Source organism: Pseudomonas arvensis (assembly GCF_056688935.1).
Genome location: NZ_CP162038.1, coordinates 2,324,817 through 2,341,579, shown reverse-complemented (window position 1 = coordinate 2,341,579; position 16,763 = coordinate 2,324,817). Strand labels below are relative to the sequence as shown.

Below are 16,763 nucleotides of genomic sequence, written 5' to 3'. Positions count from 1 at the left end.
TGACACTCTCCAGTTGATGCAACTTTGACTGACCCACTGCTATCGTCGCACCGCCCCTCCCACATTTGGGCTGGGCTCAACTGCAGAGACCTGGCCTAACTCAACAACACAACGCCCCCAGGCAACTCCGTACACTTGGCCCCATACGCATCCCGAATCAACAGCGCCACACCCGCCAACTGCTGCAGACTGAACCGCGCCTGCACCCGCCGTCGTCCCAGTTCTTTATTGAGCAGCACCAGCATCCCCGGCCGATAGCGGTTGATTTCATCCACCACCGTCGCCAGCGTCGCGTTATCGAATACCAACACCTGCTCACGCCAGGCCACCACCGCCTGCGTGTCCACCGTCGTCACGGCACTGACCCCGGCAGCGTCATAGCTTATTTGCCGACCACTGCCCAAACTCAGACTGTTGCCGCCAACGTCCACCGACAGCGATCCTTCGATGCAGGTGACGCACACCCGGTGATCGGTATGCCGCACATTGAACCGCGCCTGCGCCGCACTCACCCAGCCTTCCCCGGCCTGGACCTTGAGCGGTTGCGCAATATGGGCGACGACCTCGACCTCGCCTTCGAGCAGTTCAATCCCCTGCCCCACCCGGCTGATGCGTGTCTGCGTGTTGAGTTCCAGGCTCACGCCGTCGCTCAACAACACTTGGCGCTGCTCGCCGACCTCGGTGCGATAGTCCGCCGTGAGCCCGGAAAAACCGCCTGGCACACCGACGCGCACCATTACCACCGCCGCCGACGCGGCAATCGCAGCACCGAGGAATGCGCGACGCCCGAACTGACGCGGCGCAGACGTTTGCTCCAGCGCCGGTGCCAATTGCTGCCACAACCCTTTGGCCTGTTCAAACGCCTGGGCATGCTCAGTGCTCTGGTCGCACCAGGCTTTGAGGGCCTTGGCATCGGCCACGGTGGCGCGGCCCGAGGTCAGCAGGAGCAGCCAATCGCGAGCTTCATCGTGCAAGGGGCTGGCGGCGGACGGCCGGGCGAGGGAGAGGCTAAAAATGTTCAAGCGCGCACATACTCACGGTTTTATCAGGGACTCAACACTAAGACGGTTTTCCGGCGCCGGGACCGAACCGCTGGATCACTTTTCTTTCCAGACGCTTGGCGCAATGCCCCAGGGCGGCCTTGATTTCTTTCTCCACCATGCGCGTGGAGATGCCGAAGCGCTGGGAGATTTCCAGGTGCGGCGCTTCTTCCAGGCGGGCGGCGATCAGGATCTTGCGGCGGCGCGCGGGCAGTTCATACAGGGCTTTGACCAGGGACTGGATTTCTCGCTGGCCACCCACCACCCGCGACGGGTCCTGGGCTTCGTCGGCGCTTTGCAGCAATTCTTCCACCTCGCTGCCGGTGAGCAAGCGGGCGTCGGCCTGGCGGCGGTCGGCGGCGATGTTCAGGGCCATGCGGTACAGGTAGGCATTGGGTTGCGCCAGGTTCGGCGGCACTTCCATGCGGTCGACCCGCAGGTAGGTTTCGTGCAGGACGTCGTTGGCCAGGTCTTCCGAGCCCAAGCGCTTGCGCAAGCGCACCTTGAAGTCTTCGTAGGACGCCAGGAACAAGCTGACCATCGTACTGTGCCCGGTATTTTTCATCCGCCCGAGGCTCCTTTTACGGCTGTGCATTCCATGCGTGTTCCTGTGGTGTCGGGCATCAAGAGCAAAGTCAGTGGTTGGCGCAGTGAACTCGGCGCCGGGCGTTCCACCCGCGCAGCGCCGAGGCCGCGAACCAGTGCTTCATCGCGTTGTTCATCGCCGGTGGAGCTGACCAGCCGGCTGTGTTCGATCCTGCCGTCGCGGTTGACCCACACCTGCACCAGCGCACGAAAACTGCCGGGCCGGGTCAAGGGCGAACGGCACAGGCTGGTCTCGATGGCCTGCTGCAAGGCCGTCGCGTAGCTGTTATTGATCCGCGCAGCGCTGCGGGCCGCCGCACCACGAGCCGGGGGCGGTTGGCTGACCTCGGGCAACTGCAAGGTAAACGCATCGCTGCGTGCATAACGTGCCATCAGGCCGCTCCCCGTCAGCAACATCGCCAGAGCCTCCTGCGCCGTGAAACGACCGCGCACTCCAAAGGAGCGACGGCCCCGCGTCAATTCGCGGTCCACCAGCACCGCCATCCCGGTGGCGCGGCTGTAGGCTTGCAAGGCATGTTCAAGGTCTTGCGCGGGCAGGTTCAGTAACAACGGCGGCGACTGTGCCCGCGCAGCGCTGCCGCCGGCCAGCAGCAACAGCAAGACCAGGGCGCATACGGCGCGCCTCCAGGCCCCCTGTTCACCCCCTGCGTTGCATCGCTGCACGGCCGACGCGCCCTAGAAAACCGTCATCCTGAGGCCCGTTTATGAACCTGATGTTACGGTGATAGCAAAAAAAACATCACGGTGACGAGAAGCCGGCTGCACTAGACTCCAAAGCCTTACCGGCCCACTCCCTCGGGCCTGCCAGGAGGCCATGATGAAGCTGCTCCCGACGCTCGCCAGCCTGTTGCTGTGCGCCGCCCTGCCCTTGCTCGCCCACGCCGACAACGCGCCCGGCGGTTGCACCGAAGTCACGGTGGATGGCTACAAGGCGCCCGACTATGGCTGCCTGGGCCAACACATGGGCAATGACACGAATGCAGCCAAGGCCGCGAAAAAAAACCGTGAGGCGCAAAACCTGTCCGTGGAAAAACGCCCGCCAAACGCCGTGGGCTTATCCACCCCGGCGGCAACCAGCGTGCGCATGGGCAATACCTTTGGTACATCGGTCAAGCCGCAACGGCCGTGAGCCTGGGGGGGCAAGCCCCCTCCCAAAAGGGTTATTCGGTAGATTGGAGAGCGAGGCTCAGGCCGCGTGGCTTTCCTTCTTCAAACTCTCCATATCGATCACGAACCGGTACTTCACATCGCCCTTGAGCATCCGCTCATACGCCTCGTTGATACCCTGGATATCGATCATCTCCACATCCGAGACAATCCCGTGTTTGGCGCAGAAGTCCAGCATGTCCTGGGTTTCCTGGATGCCGCCGATCAACGAGCCGGCCAGGCTGCGGCGCTTGAAGATCAGGCCGAATACCGCTGGCGACGGGTGCGGGCTGTCCGGGGCGCCGACCAACGTCATGGTGCCGTCACGCTTGAGCAGGTTGAGAAACACGTCGAGGTTGTGCGGTGCGGCGACGGTGTTGAGGATGAAGTCCAGGCTGTTGGCGACCTTGGCCATTTCATCCGGGTTCTTCGACACCACCACCTGGTCCGCACCCAGGCGCAGGCCGTCTTCGCGTTTGTTGGGGGAAGTGGTGAACAGCGTGACGTGCGCGCCCATGGCATGGGCGATCTTCACCGCCATGTGGCCCAGCCCACCGAGGCCGACCACGCCGACCTTCTTGCCGGGACCGACCTTCCAGTGATGCAGCGGCGAATAGGTGGTGATGCCCGCGCACAGCAACGGCGCCACCGCAGCCAGGTTGGAATCGTCGTGGGAGATGCGCAGCACGAACTTTTCCTTGACCACGATGCTGTCGGAGTAACCGCCGAAGGTGTTTTCACCGCCGAATACCGGGCCGTTGTAGGTGCCGGTAAAGCCGTTCTCGCAGTACTGCTCCTCGCCTTCGGCACAGGATGGACAGTGCTGGCAGCTGTCGACCATGCAGCCGACACCGGCCAGGTCGCCCACCTTGAATTTTTTCACGTTGGCGCCCACCGCCGTTACGCGGCCGACGATTTCATGGCCGGGTACCGAGGGGTACAGGGTGTTGTTCCACTCGTTGCGCGCGGTGTGCAGGTCGGAGTGGCACACGCCGCAATAGAGGATGTCGATCTGTACATCGTCCCCCCCTGGCGCACGGCGCTCGAAGGTGAAGGGCTTGAGCGAATCCTTGGAATCCCGGGCGGCGTAGCTGTAGGTCTTGGCCATTTCGTTCACCTGCGTGATCAGACTGTGGAGGTCAGTGGACCAGCATAGACGCTGAACCGTTCAACCGAGCACACCCGTACAAGCCCTTCGTCAGGTTTACGGCAATAGTGCGCCAGCGTCTTCTCGCCCCCCTCAACCAGGAGTTTTCCATGAGCACATTCGTTGCCAAAGACGGTACCCAGATCTATTTCAAGGACTGGGGCAGCGGTAAACCCGTGCTGTTCAGCCACGGCTGGCCGCTGGATGCCGACATGTGGGAATACCAGATGGAATACCTCAGCAGCCGTGGCTACCGCACCATCGCGTTCGACCGCCGTGGCTTTGGCCGCTCGGACCAGCCGTGGACCGGCAACGACTACAACACCTTCGCCGACGATATCGCGCAACTGATCGAACACCTGGACCTCAAGGACGTGACCCTGGTGGGCTTCTCCATGGGCGGCGGCGACGTGGCGCGCTACATCGCCCGTCACGGCAGCGCGCGGGTTGCCGGGCTGGTGCTGTTGGGTGCAGTCACGCCGATCTTCGGCCAGCAGCCGGATTACGCGCAGGGTGTACCGCTGGACGTGTTCACCGGCATCAAGGCCGGCCTGCTCAAGGACCGTGCGCAGTTCATCGCGGACTTCAACACGCCGTTCTTCGGTCTCAACAAGGGGCAGACGGTCTCCGAAGGCATCCTGAGGCAGACCCTGCAAATCGCCATGCTGGCGTCCCTCAAGTCGACCGTGGATTGCGTCACCGCTTTCTCCGAAACCGACTTCCGTCCGGACATGGCCAAGATCGACGTGCCGACCCTGGTGATCCACGGCGATGGAGACCAGATCGTGCCGTTCGAAACCACCGGTAAAGTGGCCGCCGAGATGATCAAGGGCGCCGAGTTGAAGGTCTACAAGGACGCGCCCCACGGGTTTGCCGTGACCCACGCCCAGGCATTGAACGAAGACTTGCTGGCGTTCCTCAATCGCTGAAACCGCTCTCCTTATTCGGCCGGGTTTACCCGGCCTTTTTTTATTCAGGCAAAACGCTGGCCGAGCACAAAGCGCCCCGGCCCGGCAATCAGCACGCTGGTGAAGATGATCAACAGCAGCCAGCCGAACTGCCCTTCAAACACCGTCCACTGCGGATGCACCACCACCATGGCGATCAACAGCACCGCCAGGATCGGCAGGCACGCCAGGCGCACCCACACGCCGGCAACGATCAGCACCGGGCACAGCACTTCGGCAAAGATCGCCAGCAGCAGCGTGACGTGGGCGCCGAGGTGAAACGGGTCTTCGATCAGTTGCAGTTGTTCGTTGTAGTTGAGCACCTTGGGCACACCATGCACCCATAGCAGGAACAGCGCCCCGCTCGCCCGTAGAAACAACAGCCCCAGATCCTGATGTCTTGATTCGCTCATAGGTGCTCCCTGTTGGTTGAACGGTGGATTGTGTCCACTGAGCAGCGCGCAAGATTGCAAGCCTGTGCTGTTGTTCATGATCGCCGCCGGGGCGATAGTGGTCCCCCTGGCACTGGAACTGGGCATGCTTTGGCTGAACCGCCGGCCGCCCGATGCGGTCCCACTCCATACGCTCATCGCTGCAGGTAATTTCAAATGACACTCCCTAACCACATGACCCTGATCGAAATCACCAGCCCCGGTGGCCCGGAGGTGCTGCAACCGCGCCAGGCGCCAACACCTGTGGCCGGTCCCGGCGAGATCCTGATCCGCGTGCACGCCGCCGGGGTCAATCGCCCCGACGCCCTGCAACGCGCAGGCAAGTACCCGATGAAACCCGGCATGAGCCCGATTCCTGGTCTGGAAGTGGCCGGTGAAGTGGTGGCGCTGGGCGACGGCGTGACCGAGTTCGGCCTCGGCGACAAGGTATGCGCCCTGACCAATGGCGGCGGTTATGCGCAGTTTTGCAGGGTGCCCGCCGGCCAGGCCTTACCGATCCCCGAAGGCATGGACTGGATTCAAGCCGCCGCCGTGCCGGAGACCTTCTTCACCGTGTGGGCCAACCTGTTCGGCCTCGGCGATGCGCATACCGGCCAACGGGTGCTGATCCATGGCGGCACCAGCGGCATCGGCACCACCGCACTGATGTTGTGCCGAGAGTTCGGCATCCAGGCCTTCGCCACCGCCGGCAGCGCCGACAAGTGCGCGGCCATCGGGAAGCTGGGCGCCGAGCCGATCAATTACCGCGAGCAGGCATTTGCCGAGGTCATCGCCCAACAGACCGACGGCCAGGGTGTGGACGTGATCCTCGACATCATGGGTGGCTCGTACCTCAACAACAACCTCAAGGCCCTGGCCATGGACGGGCACCTGGTGATGCTCGGCTTTCTCGGCGGCGCCAAGGCCAATGACGTCGACCTGCTGACCATCCTCGGCAAACGCGCGGTGATCACCGGCTCGCTGCTGCGCGCACGCACCAAGGACGAAAAAGCCGCGATTGCCGAACAGCTGCGCGAGTACATCTGGCCGGTGCTGGAGGCCGGGCGCTGCTTGCCGATCATCGACCAGGTGTTTGACTACACCGACGCCGCCAAGGCCCATGCACGGATGGAAGGTGGGGATCATATTGGGAAGATTGTGTTGCGGGTCGCGTAACCAGCAGGCGCTAGACATCAAATGTGGGAGGGGGCAAGCCCCTCCCACATTGATTGCATGACTACCCGAGGTACGTGGGATAGTCGATATACCCCTCCTCACCGCCACCATACATCCCTGCCTCGCGCAGCGGATTCAATGGCCAGCCATTAAAAATCCGCTGCGGCAGGTCCGGGTTGGCAATGAACGGCCGCCCGAATGCGATCAAATCCGCCAGCCCGGCTTCGACCAGTTTCGCGCCGCGTTCAGCGGTGTAGCGACCGGCATAGATGATGCGACCGCTGAAGGTGCTGCGCACGGCTTCACGGAAGCTGTCAGGCAGGATCGGCGCGTTGTCCCAGTCGGCCTCGGCGATGGACACATAGGCAATGCCCGACGCCTCCAACACCTTGATCGCTTCGATATAGGTGTGGTGCGGGTCCTCTTCCACCAGGCCGATGTACACACGGTCTTCGTCAGTGCCGCTGAACAACGGCGAGAACCGCACGCCAAGGCGTTCCGGGCCGACGACGGCGCTGACCGCTTCGACAATCTCACGCAGAAAACGCAGGCGGTTTTCCAGCGAGCCGCCGTATTCATCATCGCGGGTGTTGGAATGGGCCGAGATGAACTGATTGACCAGGTAACCATTGGCCGAATGGATTTCCACCCCGTCGAACCCGGCATCCACGGCGTTGCGCGCCGCCTGGGCGTAATGCCCCACCAGTTGCTTGACTTCAGCGGTGCTCAACGCGCGCGGCACCGGGGGTTGCACCAGTTCGCCGGCGCCAGGGCCGGTGGCGATGAAGGCTTTGGCTTGCAAGGCCGCCAGCGCAGAAGGCGCCACCGGTGCTGCACCGCCTGGCTGCAAGGCGTTATGGGAGACGCGCCCCACATGCCACAGTTGGGCGAAGATCACCCCGCCGTCGGCATGCACCGCGTCGGTGACTTTGCGCCAGCCGTCGATCTGCGCCGGGGTGTAGATGCCCGGTGTCCACGCATAACCCTGGCCACGGGGTTCGATCTGCGTGCCTTCGCTGACCATGAACCCGGCGCTGGCACGCTGGCGGTAATACTCGGCCATCAGGTCGGTGGCGATATCGCCGGGCTGGGCGCTGCGCTGGCGGGTCAGCGGGGGCAGCACGACACGGTTGGTCAGCGTGTGATGGCCCAGTTTTACCGGGGTACTTAAAACGGTGTCAGTCATGGTTTTTTCCAAATTCGGGGCGCACGAAAGCATTGGCGACTCCAAAGAGTCGCCAACGAATCGAGTGGTTGATTAAGTTAAGCGGTGAGTTTCAGCAGGGCCTTGGCCACATCGCTGGAGCTGCCGGGGTTCTGCCCGGTGACCAGCAGGCCATCGACGAGCACGAAGGATGCCCAGTCGGCGCCCTTCTCGTACTTGCCGCCCAGCTTCTTGAATTCATCTTCAATCAGGAATGGCACCACGCTGGTCAGGCCTACGGCTTCTTCTTCAGAGTTGGAGAAGCCAGTCACGCGGCGACCCTTGATCAACGGCTCACCATTGACCGCCTTGACGTGACGCAGCGCGCCCGGCGCATGGCAGACAAAACCGATGGGCTTGCCGGCACGCTCAAACGCTTCGATCAGTGCGATGGACACCGGCGACTCCGCCAGGTCCCACAACGGGCCGTGACCGCCTGGGTAGAACACCGTGTCAAAGGCATCCACGTTGACCGTGTCCAGCTTGACGGTGTTGGCCAATGCCCGCTGCGCGGCCGGGTCGGCGGCGAAGCGGCGGGTCTGCTCGGTTTGCGCATCCGGCTTGTCGCTGACCGGGTCCAACGGCGGCTGGCCACCGGCTGGGGAGGCCAGCACCACGTCGGCGCCGGCGTCCTTGAATGCGTAATACGGCGCGGCAAACTCTTCGAGCCAGAAGCCGGTCTTGCGCCCGGTATCGCCAAGCTGGTCGTGAGAGGTCAGTACCATTAATACTTTTTTCATTTTCCAGTGCCTCGATCAGTGAATATCAGTGTGTTCAGGGCGACCCAACAGCTGTCGGGTCAGCAACAACGCCTCATCAAACGGCGCGGATGTCAGGGTGATCTTGCTCATGACGCTGCTCCCCAGCCACAGCGCGTACAGCTGCTGGGCCAAGTCCTGCGGGCGGTGCTGAAGCCGCAATGAGCCGTCTTCAATGCCGCGCTGCAGCGCCACGGCGAGTAATGCAATGGTGCGCGAAGTGCCGCGTTGCAGGGCCAGACGCATCGGCTCTGAAAGGTCAGACACCTCGGCACCCAGTTTGACGGCAAGGCATTTGCCCGCCTCGGTGCAGCCGGTCTGATTGTCGATCCAGGCGTCCCAATAGCGCATCAACTTGGCGTGCTGGGTTAAACCGGGTTGGTCGAACAGCTGCTGCATGCCGTGTACGTAGTGGTCGAAGTAGGTGTTGAGCAACACCACACCGAAGCCGTCCTTGGAGGTGAAGTAGTGATAGAACGACCCCTTGGGCACGTCGGCGGCTTGAAGGATTTCATTCAGGCCCACCGCAGAAAATCCCTTGCGGCCGACAATCACTTGCGCCGTGTCCAGAATGGTCTGTCGTGCATTTTTGGTTTCGCTGTTCATGCTTGATCCCGTCCGATTAGACCAGTCGTCTAGTTCGTTGATGGAATGTTAGGGGCCACGCCGCACCCTCACAATGTCAGATACGCAAGGATTCCGGACATGAGCCGGCGCGGGTTGCCGTTTGCCCGGCACGCGCCGACAATCCACCCTCCCGCGCCCCTTGGAGAATGACGATGCACAGCGTTGCGCTGATGGTTTACCCGAACTTTCAATCCCTGAGCCTCAGCCTGGGCTCGGTGTTCGAGTGCGCGAACCTGCTGCGCGGGGAGCCGGCCTATGAGTTTCACCTGGTCTCTGAAAGCGGCGGCGCGGTGATGACCTCCCAGGGTTTTTCGGTGAACACCTCGCCGATTCGGCCCGAGGGCTATGACACGCTGATCGTCAGCGGTTATTTGGAATTCCGCCTGCCGGAGGCCAACCTGCTGGACTTGGTCAAGGCGGCCTCGGCGCAATCACGCCGCGTGGCCTCGTTGTGCATGGGCATCTTTGTGCTGGCCGACGCCGGGTTGCTGGAAGGCAAGCGCACCACCACCCACTGGATTCACGCCCCGGCGTTTCGCAAGCGCTACCCGGCTATCCAACTGGAAGAAGACAAACTGTTTGTGGTGGACGGCCAGGTATGGACCGGCGCCGGCATGAGCGCCGGTGTGGACATGGCGCTGGCGATGGTGGAGAACGATTTGGGCAGCGACCTTGCCCGGCGCATTGCACGCAAACTGGTGATCGCCCAGCGCCGGGGCAGCGAGCAGTCGCAATTGTCGGCCCTGCTGGAGCTGGACCCCAAGTCCGACCGCGTGCAACTGGCCCTGGCCTACGCCCGCGAGAACCTCACCCATGACCTGTCCGTCGAAGCCCTGGCCGACGTCGCCCGTTTGAGCCCGCGCCAGTTCAGCCGGGTGTTCCGCGAAGAAACCGGGCAAACCCCGGCCAAGGCCATCGAAGCCCTGCGCGTGGAAGCTGCGCGGGCAATGATGGAAACCAGCCGTCACCCGGTGGAAGTGGTGGCCCGCGAAACCGGCTTCGGTGATCGCGAGCGCATGCGCCAAGCGTTTCTACGGGCATTCGGGCAGCCACCCCAGGCGATGCAGCAGGCGTTTAATGCAGCGCCGCTCGCGTGATCAAGTAGCTCACCAACTGCGGCTCGTCGTCCAGTTCGAGGGTCTGCACCGGGCGCGGCAGGTTGTCCAGCACCGTGCGCCAGAACGCCTGGGACACTTCATCCTGGTCATAAAAGCGCACCAGCCAATTGGCCTCGCCGCTGGACAGCACCTGGGTGGCAATGGCGCGGCCGATGCCTTTGCGGCGGTAGCGCTTGAGGATGAACAGGTCGGCCAGTTCCAGGGCGTCGATGCCTGATACCTCACTGTCCTCGATCAACAGGAACCCCGCGATATAGCCATCGACCAGCAGCAGGTTGGCGCTCCAGCGCGGGTCTTGCCAGTAGCGGTTCAGGTGCTCGTCATGGATGTAGAAGCGGCCGTCGGCCTCGACATCTTCCTGCTCCCAGTCCGACGACTCATAGGCGTAATACTGGTAGAGGTTGCGGATCAACTCGGCTTCTTCGGGGCCGGTCTGGATCAGTTCCACGGTGGTTTCGGGCATGGGGCTCTCGGTCAAAAAACGCAGGGCGCCATTGTTCACAAAACCTCGGAACAGTCCAATAGCGTCGCGAACCTTTCTAATTGCTGAACCGATTGCAAATAGCCTTCGGCCCTGCCGAAGCGCTGAAACATTTCGAATAAACTTCGCAGATATCTCCCTTTTCTCAAGGACACGTATTTTGACGAACGTCTGTTCCGCCGGCCTGGATGTGGGCTTTGCGTCCCTGGATTACCTGCAGATCTTCATCCTCGGTGTTATCCAGGGCATTACTGAATTGTTGCCGGTGTCGTCCACCGCTCACATGCGCGTGGTGCCCGCCCTGCTCGGCTGGCAGGATCCCGGTTCGGCGTTTTCGGCGGCCATGCAGTTGGCGGCACTGGCGGCGGTGGTCAGTTATTTCTGGCGCGATGTGCAGCAGGTGACGACTGGCAGCATTGGTGCAGTGCGCCGTGGCGACTACAACGACCGGTGGTTCAAGCTCGCGGTAGCGATTGTGCTGGCGACGATTCCGATCTGTATCGCTGGCCTGGCACTGTCGTCGACCCTCAACAGCTGCAACTCGCCAATGCGTGGTTTGAGGGTGATTGGTATTTCCTGCCTGGTGATGGCGGTGTTGCTCGCGGCAGCCGAGCTACGTGCACGGCACACCCGCGACGTGAGCCAGATGCGCCTGCGCGATGCGCTGATCGTGGGTGTGGCGCAGATTGGCGCGTTGATTCCAGGGGTGTCGCGTTCGGGTTCGACGCTTACCGCCGCGTTGTTCCTCAACTTCAAGCGTGAAGAAGCCGCACGGTTTTCTTTCCTGCTGGGCCTGCCTGCTATCGCCCTCGCCGGTTTGAAAGAACTGTGGGTGTTGCTGCACGCCGATCTGCCAGCCCATGCCTGGCCGCACCTGTTGTTTGGCCTGGTGGTGGCCAGCGTCTCGGCGTTTTTTGCGATCTGGGGCCTGATGAAGTTTCTGGAGCGGTTCTCCACCTGGCCGTTCGTGATCTACCGGGCGTTGTTGGGGGTGTTCCTGATTGTGGCGGTGAGCACCGGGATGTTGGCCGGGTAAGGTAGCGTGCTCTTTTGGGGTGAGCGGGCCTCTGTGGTGGCATGGCTTCTGTAGTGGTCTGGCTTCTGTGGTGAGCGGGCTTGCCCCGCGCTGGGCTGCGAAGCGGCCCCAAAACCTGACACTGGGATTTACCTGAAAAAACGCGGCGTTCTTAATGGGGCTGCTTCGCAGCCCAGCGCGGGGCAAGCCCGCTCACCACAGAAGCCTGCTCACCATAGAGGCCCGCTCACCACAAAAGCATGCTCACCACAAAAGCCAGGTCACCATACAGAATATGCCCACTCTCGTAAGGCCGCCTTCAGACCAGGGTTTGGCAGTCGTTCCAAACCTGGCGAATCAACCCCTGCATCTTCAACGCCTCAGCCCAGCGATCACTGATTTCACGCCCATCGGCACCGGTGATCGCATACGGCGGCGGGCCCAGTTCGCAGGTGAACGACAGGCTCTGCCCTGTGTCGGAGCGCGCCAACCAGTCTTCGATGCCGTAGCGCCACCAGCCAATAAACCGCTCGACCCAGGCCTGATACTGGGGGAATGCCATTGAGACCTGCACCTGCTCGCTGCTGGCCACGCGGCCATGAAACCCCCAGCTGTGGCGCAGGATCGTGCGGATCTGTTCGTCGTCTTCCACCGCGCCCGGCTCGGGCAACTCGCGCCCCACCACGTAGTGGGACAGGTCGGCCAGCAACTTCAAGTCGGGCATTTGCGCCAGCAGGTCGAGGGTGAACAGCAGGTCGTTGGTCAGGCGATACCGGTGGGTTTCCAGCAGCACCGGAAAATCCACCTGCTCGGCCAGGCGCTGCCAACCTTCGATCAGCCGCGCCGCGTCGGCCTGGGTGCGCGGGCGCACGTCGGCTTGCAGGGTGAGGTGGTGGCAGCCGTAGCGGCTGATTACATCCAGCGCGGCGGCGAGGTCATCCACCGATTGCGGAAACAGCTGGCCTTCGATCTGCAAGCCCCGCGCCGTCGCGGCGGCGTGCAGGCGTGTCACATCAGCGGGTTTCCAGTAATGGTCGGTGATGCCGTCGAAGCCGGCTGCGGCGATTCGATCCAGCTGCGCTTCGAGCGGGCCGGGCTCGGTCTGCATGGCCCACAGGGATTGGAATACCAGGAATGGGCGCATATCAGCTCCGCAGCAAGTGTTTGAGGGACAGCTCGGGGTCTGCCAGGCTGGACGGGTTGAGCACCGCGCGCGCCGTGATCAGGCGTTCGCACAGCTTGATATCCTTGGCCACGCTGTTGCCGGGCGCCCAGCCGCAGGCGCCTTGCAAATGCCCGTCGGCATTGAGGTAGAACAGCAGCAGGCCGCCGGCCGGCAAGGCACGACTGATCAGGTGCGGGGTCATCGCGCCCACTGTCTGTAAGCCCCAGTCGTATTGATCAGACCAGAAACCGGGAATCGCTTCGAAAGGCACTTCACGCCCCAGCATATTCAGCGCCGCATGCCGCCCCTGGGCCTCGGCGTTGCGCCAGGTTTCCTGGCGTTGGTACAGGCCATCGAGGCGAAACTCACAGACATCGCCGGCCGCATAGATGTCCGGCGCGCTGGTGCGCAGGTGTGCATCTACGCGGATGCCCTGCCCTACCTCCAGCCCCGCATTGGCGGCCAGTTCCAGATTGGGTTGCATGCCGATGCCGACCACCACCAGATCGCAGGGCAGCAACTGCCCGTCGACCAGTTGCACGGCGTCGTCATGGACGGATTCCAGTGCCACATTCAAGCGCACGTCCACGCCTTGCTGGCGGTGCAGATCCAGCAGCGCCTGGCTGATCACCGGCGGCAGCACCCGCCCCGCCAGGCGCGGCCCGGCTTCCAGCACCGTGACCTCACACCCCAGGCCCCGGGCAGTGGCGGCCACTTCCAGGCCGATGAACCCGCCGCCGACAATCACCAGCCGTGTACCCGGACGCAAGGCACTGCGCAGGGCCAGGGCCTCGTCGTGGGTGCGCAGGTAAAGCACATTGGCCTGCGCCTGGGGCAAACGTCGCGCCCGCCCGCCGGTGGCCAGCAGCAAACCGGCATAGGCCAGCCACTGGCCGTCGGCGAGTTGCAGGCGATGGTGCTGCGGCTCCAACTGCGTCACCGGGTTGGCGGCGATATGCTCGATGCCCAGTTCGGCCAGGCGCGAGCTGTCGCACAGGCTGCACGCCGCCAGGTCCGCCGTGCCCTGCAAGAGGCCTTTGGACAGCGGCGGTCGCTCGTAGGGCAGGTGCGGCTCATCGCCGATCAGGACCAGGCGCCCGGTATAACCTTCTTCGCGCAGGGTCAGCGCCGCACGGCCACCGGCATGGCCGGCGCCGACGATGATCAGGGGTGCGTTCATCATCACACCGTGACAGCGAGCAGTACCCGCCCCGCTTCGACCCGCACCGGGTAGGTCTTGAGGTTGACGCACACCGGCGCGCCCATGGCCTTGCCGGTGCGGTAATCAAACCGCCCGTTGTGCTTGGGGCACTCGATGACGTGGTCCATCACCAGGCCATCGGCGAGGTGGATTTTCTCGTGGGTGCACAGGCCGGCGGTGGCGAAAAACTCATTATCGGCCGAGCGATACACCGCATAGGTGTGGGGCCCGTGGTCGAAGCGCAGCACGTCTTCTTCGTCTATCTCGCCCACGGCGCAGACGTCGATCCATTGATCGTTCATGGCGGTTTCTCTTGTTATAGATGGGGTTCAGCTGACTGCGGCTTCGGCACTCATCGGGGCATTGGCAGCCGGCTCCGCGCTCGGGCGAATCGGCCGCTGGATGAAATACGTCGGATCGCTGCGCTGCTTCCAGACGGTCGGCAGGATTTCCCGGTAGGCCTCGAAAATATTCGCATACGGCGGCGGGCAGTCGTTGCGGATCTCTTCGTGCAACTGCGCGAGGGCGTGGTACGGCACCATCGGGTACATGTGGTGTTCGAGGTGGTAGTTCATGTCCATGTAGATAAAGCGCAGCACGCGGTTCATGTAGATGGTGCGGCAGTTGCTGCGGTGGTCGAGCACGTCTTCGGCCAGGCCCACATGCTGGGTAAGGCCGAACAGGTAGCCGAGCCAGGCGCCGTAGATGCTCGGCAACCCCACCAGCATCAGCGGCAACCAGCTGTGCAGGTACAGCGCAGTGCCAATGACCAGCGCATAAATGCCAACCCAGATCCGCGCGGCGCGGAACACCTTGGGCCACTCGGATTCGGGGATAAAGTCCGCTTCCTGGGCACTCATCTGGCCCACCGCATGACGCGCCACGCCGCTGAAGGTTTTCCACGCCAAAGGCAGGTTGAACAGGCTGAGGAACATCATCAAGAAGCTCGGCGGACGCGGTTCGACGATTTCCGGGTCGCGGCCAACCACGATGGTATCGGTGTGGTGCCGGGCATGGCTCCAGCGCCAGACATGGGGCTCGAAGATGCACATGAAGCTGGCGACCTGGTACAGCACGTCGTTCATCCAACGGGTCTTGAACGCGGTGCCGTGGCCGGTTTCGTGCCAGCGCGGGTTGGACGCCGTGCCGTAGAGCACGCCATAGGCGAGGAAGAACGGCACGCAGGCCCAGGAGCCCCAGAACCAGTAGCCGCCGAAACCGGTGGCGAACAGCGCGCTCACCCAGATCGCGGTGTCGCGCAAGGCCGGGCCGTCGCGGCGCTGCATCAGTTCTTTCATGCGTTTACGGGAAATCGGCGATTGGTACCAACTGGCCGAGACCAGGCCTTTTTCCGCCGCGCGGGCGGCTTCCGGGCCGGTCAGGCTGTAGTCGCGCCGGGCGGTGTGAGCGGTGTGTTCAGGCATTGTTATTGTTCTCCGCAAGCGGGTGGTTTCTGGTGCTTTGCGAAACCAACGATAGAGTGCGGCTAAATCACCCTCAAGGCCTTGAATCCATTCCCTATCAAGCTATCATCCAGGCCCAGCGGGGCTTGATAGTTTTCTATCAAGACGTTCAAGAGGGCTGTCATGAACAACAATAAACGCCCAACCATTGCCACCGTCGCCGCCCATGCGGGCCTGAGTGTGGCGACTGTTGATCGGGTGCTGAATGCGCGTGCTCCGGTGAATCCGGAAACGGCCGAGCAAGTATTCCAGGCCGCCGAAGCCGTGGGCTATTTTGCGGCGCGGCTGATTGGCCAACGCATCCGCGAACGCCGGCCCACCTATCGCTTCGGCATTCTGCTGCTGGGCACCGCCCAGGCGTTCTATGCGCACCTGGCGCAGTCGATCAGCGACGCCGCGCAGCATCACGCCACGGCCAACCTGACCTGTCAGTTCGAATACATCAACGACCGCACGCCCAGCGCCATCGTCGCGCAGATCGAGCAACTGGCCGTGCAGTGTGATGCCCTGGCGGTGGTCAGCTTTGCCCACCCGCTGATCAATGCCTGCCTGGCGCAGATCCGCGAGGCCGGCGTGCCGGTGGTCGCCCTGCTCTCGGATATCCATGAACAGGCCCTGGAACCGTATGTCGGCCAGGACAACCATGTGGTCGGGCGCACCATGGGCTGGCTGCTCGCCCGCACCTGTGGCGCGCGCAAAGGCAGCGTCGGGATTCTATTGGGCGGTCACCGGTTCCTGGGGCATCAGGCACGGGTCGAAGGCCTGCACAGCTATTTGGCCGAACACGCGCCGGGGCTCAAGCCGCTGGAGCCGCTGATCAACCTGGACAACTGCGACATCACCGAAGAAGCCACCCTCGACCTGCTCACCCGCCACAGCGACCTGCGCGGCCTGTGCGTGGTGGGCGGCGGCGGCGACGGCATCATCAGCGCCCTGGCGCAGCTGCCCAAGCGCCCGGCGCTGTGTTGCATCCTGCAGGAGTCCACCGAGCTGTCTCGCCAGGCGCTGAGCCAGGGCTTGATTGATGTGGTGATGGACTCACAGCCACGGCAGACAGCGGTGGCGCTGGTGGAGCTGTTGGTGGAGTTGCAGAGTGCCGAAGGGTTTGATGCGATGCGGCATCGGGTGCATATCGCGCCGCAGATTGTGACGTCCGAAAATATGTGTGACTGAAGCGACGTCATGCGCTGTTGTGGTGACCTGGTTTCTGTGGTGAGGGGCTTCTGTGGCCATATTTT

The 16,763-nt window shown here is 63.0% G+C and carries 18 protein-coding genes and 1 pseudogene; 6 read left to right on the top strand and 13 right to left on the bottom strand.

The window, feature by feature from the left end; genetic code table 11:
- Window positions 1–95: 95 nt before the first annotated feature.
- The 3 genes from AB3G88_RS10855 to AB3G88_RS10845 are packed head-to-tail and all read right to left on the bottom strand — an operon-like array spanning window position 96 to window position 2,246.
- Window positions 96–1,022, bottom strand: coding sequence for a FecR family protein (locus AB3G88_RS10855; protein WP_480453974.1), 927 nt, complete (start codon window positions 1,020–1,022; stop codon window positions 96–98).
- 37 nt (window positions 1,023–1,059) lie between these two features.
- Window positions 1,060–1,605: an RNA polymerase sigma factor gene (locus tag AB3G88_RS10850; protein ID WP_099586426.1), complete on the bottom strand. Its 546-nt coding sequence runs from the start codon at window positions 1,603–1,605 to the stop codon at window positions 1,060–1,062.
- Entirely contained in the window at window positions 1,602–2,246 is a 645-nt protein-coding gene (locus AB3G88_RS10845; RefSeq protein ID WP_099586425.1) for a secretin and TonB N-terminal domain-containing protein, read from the bottom strand. The genes AB3G88_RS10850 and AB3G88_RS10845 overlap by 4 nt, the downstream gene beginning before the upstream one ends.
- Before the next feature lie 217 nt (window positions 2,247–2,463).
- Here AB3G88_RS10845 and AB3G88_RS10840 point away from each other — a divergent pair, with 217 nt between their 5' ends.
- Window positions 2,464–2,775, top strand: coding sequence for a hypothetical protein (locus tag AB3G88_RS10840; protein ID WP_191948498.1), 312 nt, complete (start codon window positions 2,464–2,466; stop codon window positions 2,773–2,775).
- A 57-nt stretch (window positions 2,776–2,832) separates the two neighbouring features.
- Here AB3G88_RS10840 and AB3G88_RS10835 read toward each other — a convergent pair whose 3' ends face one another.
- A complete protein-coding gene (locus AB3G88_RS10835; RefSeq protein WP_480453971.1) occupies window positions 2,833–3,900 on the bottom strand; it encodes an NAD(P)-dependent alcohol dehydrogenase in 1,068 nt (355 codons plus the stop codon).
- 149 nt (window positions 3,901–4,049) lie between these two features.
- Here AB3G88_RS10835 and AB3G88_RS10830 point away from each other — a divergent pair, with 149 nt between their 5' ends.
- Window positions 4,050–4,868, top strand: coding sequence for an alpha/beta fold hydrolase (locus tag AB3G88_RS10830; protein WP_480453969.1), 819 nt, complete (start codon window positions 4,050–4,052; stop codon window positions 4,866–4,868).
- Window positions 4,869–4,912: 44 nt separating this feature from the next.
- Here AB3G88_RS10830 and AB3G88_RS10825 read toward each other — a convergent pair whose 3' ends face one another.
- The gene (locus AB3G88_RS10825; protein WP_099586421.1) at window positions 4,913–5,299 is read right to left on the bottom strand and encodes a DoxX family protein; all 387 of its coding nucleotides are present in this window, start codon (window positions 5,297–5,299) and stop codon (window positions 4,913–4,915) included.
- 195 nt (window positions 5,300–5,494) lie between these two features.
- Here AB3G88_RS10825 and AB3G88_RS10820 point away from each other — a divergent pair, with 195 nt between their 5' ends.
- Window positions 5,495–6,493, top strand: coding sequence for an NAD(P)H-quinone oxidoreductase (locus tag AB3G88_RS10820; protein WP_480453968.1), 999 nt, complete (start codon window positions 5,495–5,497; stop codon window positions 6,491–6,493).
- Between the two features lie 61 nt (window positions 6,494–6,554).
- On the opposite strand, the gene AB3G88_RS10815 is transcribed toward AB3G88_RS10820, so the two are convergent.
- The 3 genes and pseudogenes from AB3G88_RS10815 to AB3G88_RS10805 all read right to left on the bottom strand — a co-directional run bounded on the left by AB3G88_RS10815 (window position 6,555) and on the right by AB3G88_RS10805 (window position 9,061).
- Window positions 6,555–7,679: an alkene reductase gene (locus AB3G88_RS10815; protein WP_099586437.1), complete on the bottom strand. Its 1,125-nt coding sequence runs from the start codon at window positions 7,677–7,679 to the stop codon at window positions 6,555–6,557.
- A 77-nt stretch (window positions 7,680–7,756) separates the two neighbouring features.
- A complete protein-coding gene (locus tag AB3G88_RS10810) occupies window positions 7,757–8,437 on the bottom strand; it encodes a type 1 glutamine amidotransferase domain-containing protein (protein WP_480453966.1) in 681 nt (226 codons plus the stop codon).
- A pseudogene (locus AB3G88_RS10805) lies at window positions 8,434–9,061 on the bottom strand (TetR/AcrR family transcriptional regulator). The gene AB3G88_RS10810 and the pseudogene AB3G88_RS10805 overlap by 4 nt, the downstream one beginning before the upstream one ends.
- A 173-nt stretch (window positions 9,062–9,234) precedes the next feature.
- Between AB3G88_RS10805 and AB3G88_RS10800 the strand changes: the two are divergent.
- Complete coding sequence (locus tag AB3G88_RS10800; RefSeq protein WP_099586417.1) at window positions 9,235–10,179, top strand: GlxA family transcriptional regulator; 945 nt, start codon at window positions 9,235–9,237, stop codon at window positions 10,177–10,179.
- Here the strand turns inward: AB3G88_RS10800 and AB3G88_RS10795 are convergent.
- Complete coding sequence (locus AB3G88_RS10795) at window positions 10,157–10,663, bottom strand: GNAT family N-acetyltransferase (RefSeq protein WP_158878778.1); 507 nt, start codon at window positions 10,661–10,663, stop codon at window positions 10,157–10,159. The genes AB3G88_RS10800 and AB3G88_RS10795 overlap by 23 nt on opposite strands.
- 178 nt (window positions 10,664–10,841) lie before the next feature.
- On the opposite strand from AB3G88_RS10795, the gene AB3G88_RS10790 reads away from it, so the two are divergent.
- Window positions 10,842–11,717 carry an undecaprenyl-diphosphate phosphatase gene (locus AB3G88_RS10790; protein ID WP_480453963.1) on the top strand — a complete coding sequence of 292 codons (876 nt, stop codon included), beginning with the start codon at window positions 10,842–10,844 and terminating at the stop codon, window positions 11,715–11,717.
- Window positions 11,718–12,015: 298 nt separating this feature from the next.
- Here the strand turns inward: AB3G88_RS10790 and AB3G88_RS10785 are convergent, their stop codons facing one another.
- Genes AB3G88_RS10785 through AB3G88_RS10770 form a run of 4 tightly spaced genes read right to left on the bottom strand, consistent with a single transcriptional unit; the run spans window position 12,016 to window position 15,486 of the window.
- On the bottom strand, window positions 12,016–12,840 hold the full coding sequence (locus AB3G88_RS10785; RefSeq protein WP_480453962.1) for a sugar phosphate isomerase/epimerase family protein: 825 nt from the start codon (window positions 12,838–12,840) through the stop codon (window positions 12,016–12,018).
- 1 nt (window position 12,841) lies between these two features.
- Entirely contained in the window at window positions 12,842–14,041 is a 1,200-nt protein-coding gene (locus AB3G88_RS10780; RefSeq protein WP_400529677.1) for an NAD(P)/FAD-dependent oxidoreductase, read from the bottom strand.
- A gap of 2 nt (window positions 14,042–14,043) precedes the next feature.
- Entirely contained in the window at window positions 14,044–14,364 is a 321-nt protein-coding gene (locus AB3G88_RS10775) for a MocE family 2Fe-2S type ferredoxin (protein ID WP_099586413.1), read from the bottom strand.
- Window positions 14,365–14,391: 27 nt separating this feature from the next.
- Window positions 14,392–15,486, bottom strand: coding sequence for a fatty acid desaturase family protein (locus tag AB3G88_RS10770; protein ID WP_112194786.1), 1,095 nt, complete (start codon window positions 15,484–15,486; stop codon window positions 14,392–14,394).
- 162 nt (window positions 15,487–15,648) lie between these two features.
- On the opposite strand from AB3G88_RS10770, the gene AB3G88_RS10765 reads away from it, so the two are divergent.
- A complete protein-coding gene (locus AB3G88_RS10765; RefSeq protein ID WP_480453959.1) occupies window positions 15,649–16,698 on the top strand; it encodes a LacI family DNA-binding transcriptional regulator in 1,050 nt (349 codons plus the stop codon).
- The last annotated feature ends 65 nt before the right edge of the window (window positions 16,699–16,763 follow it).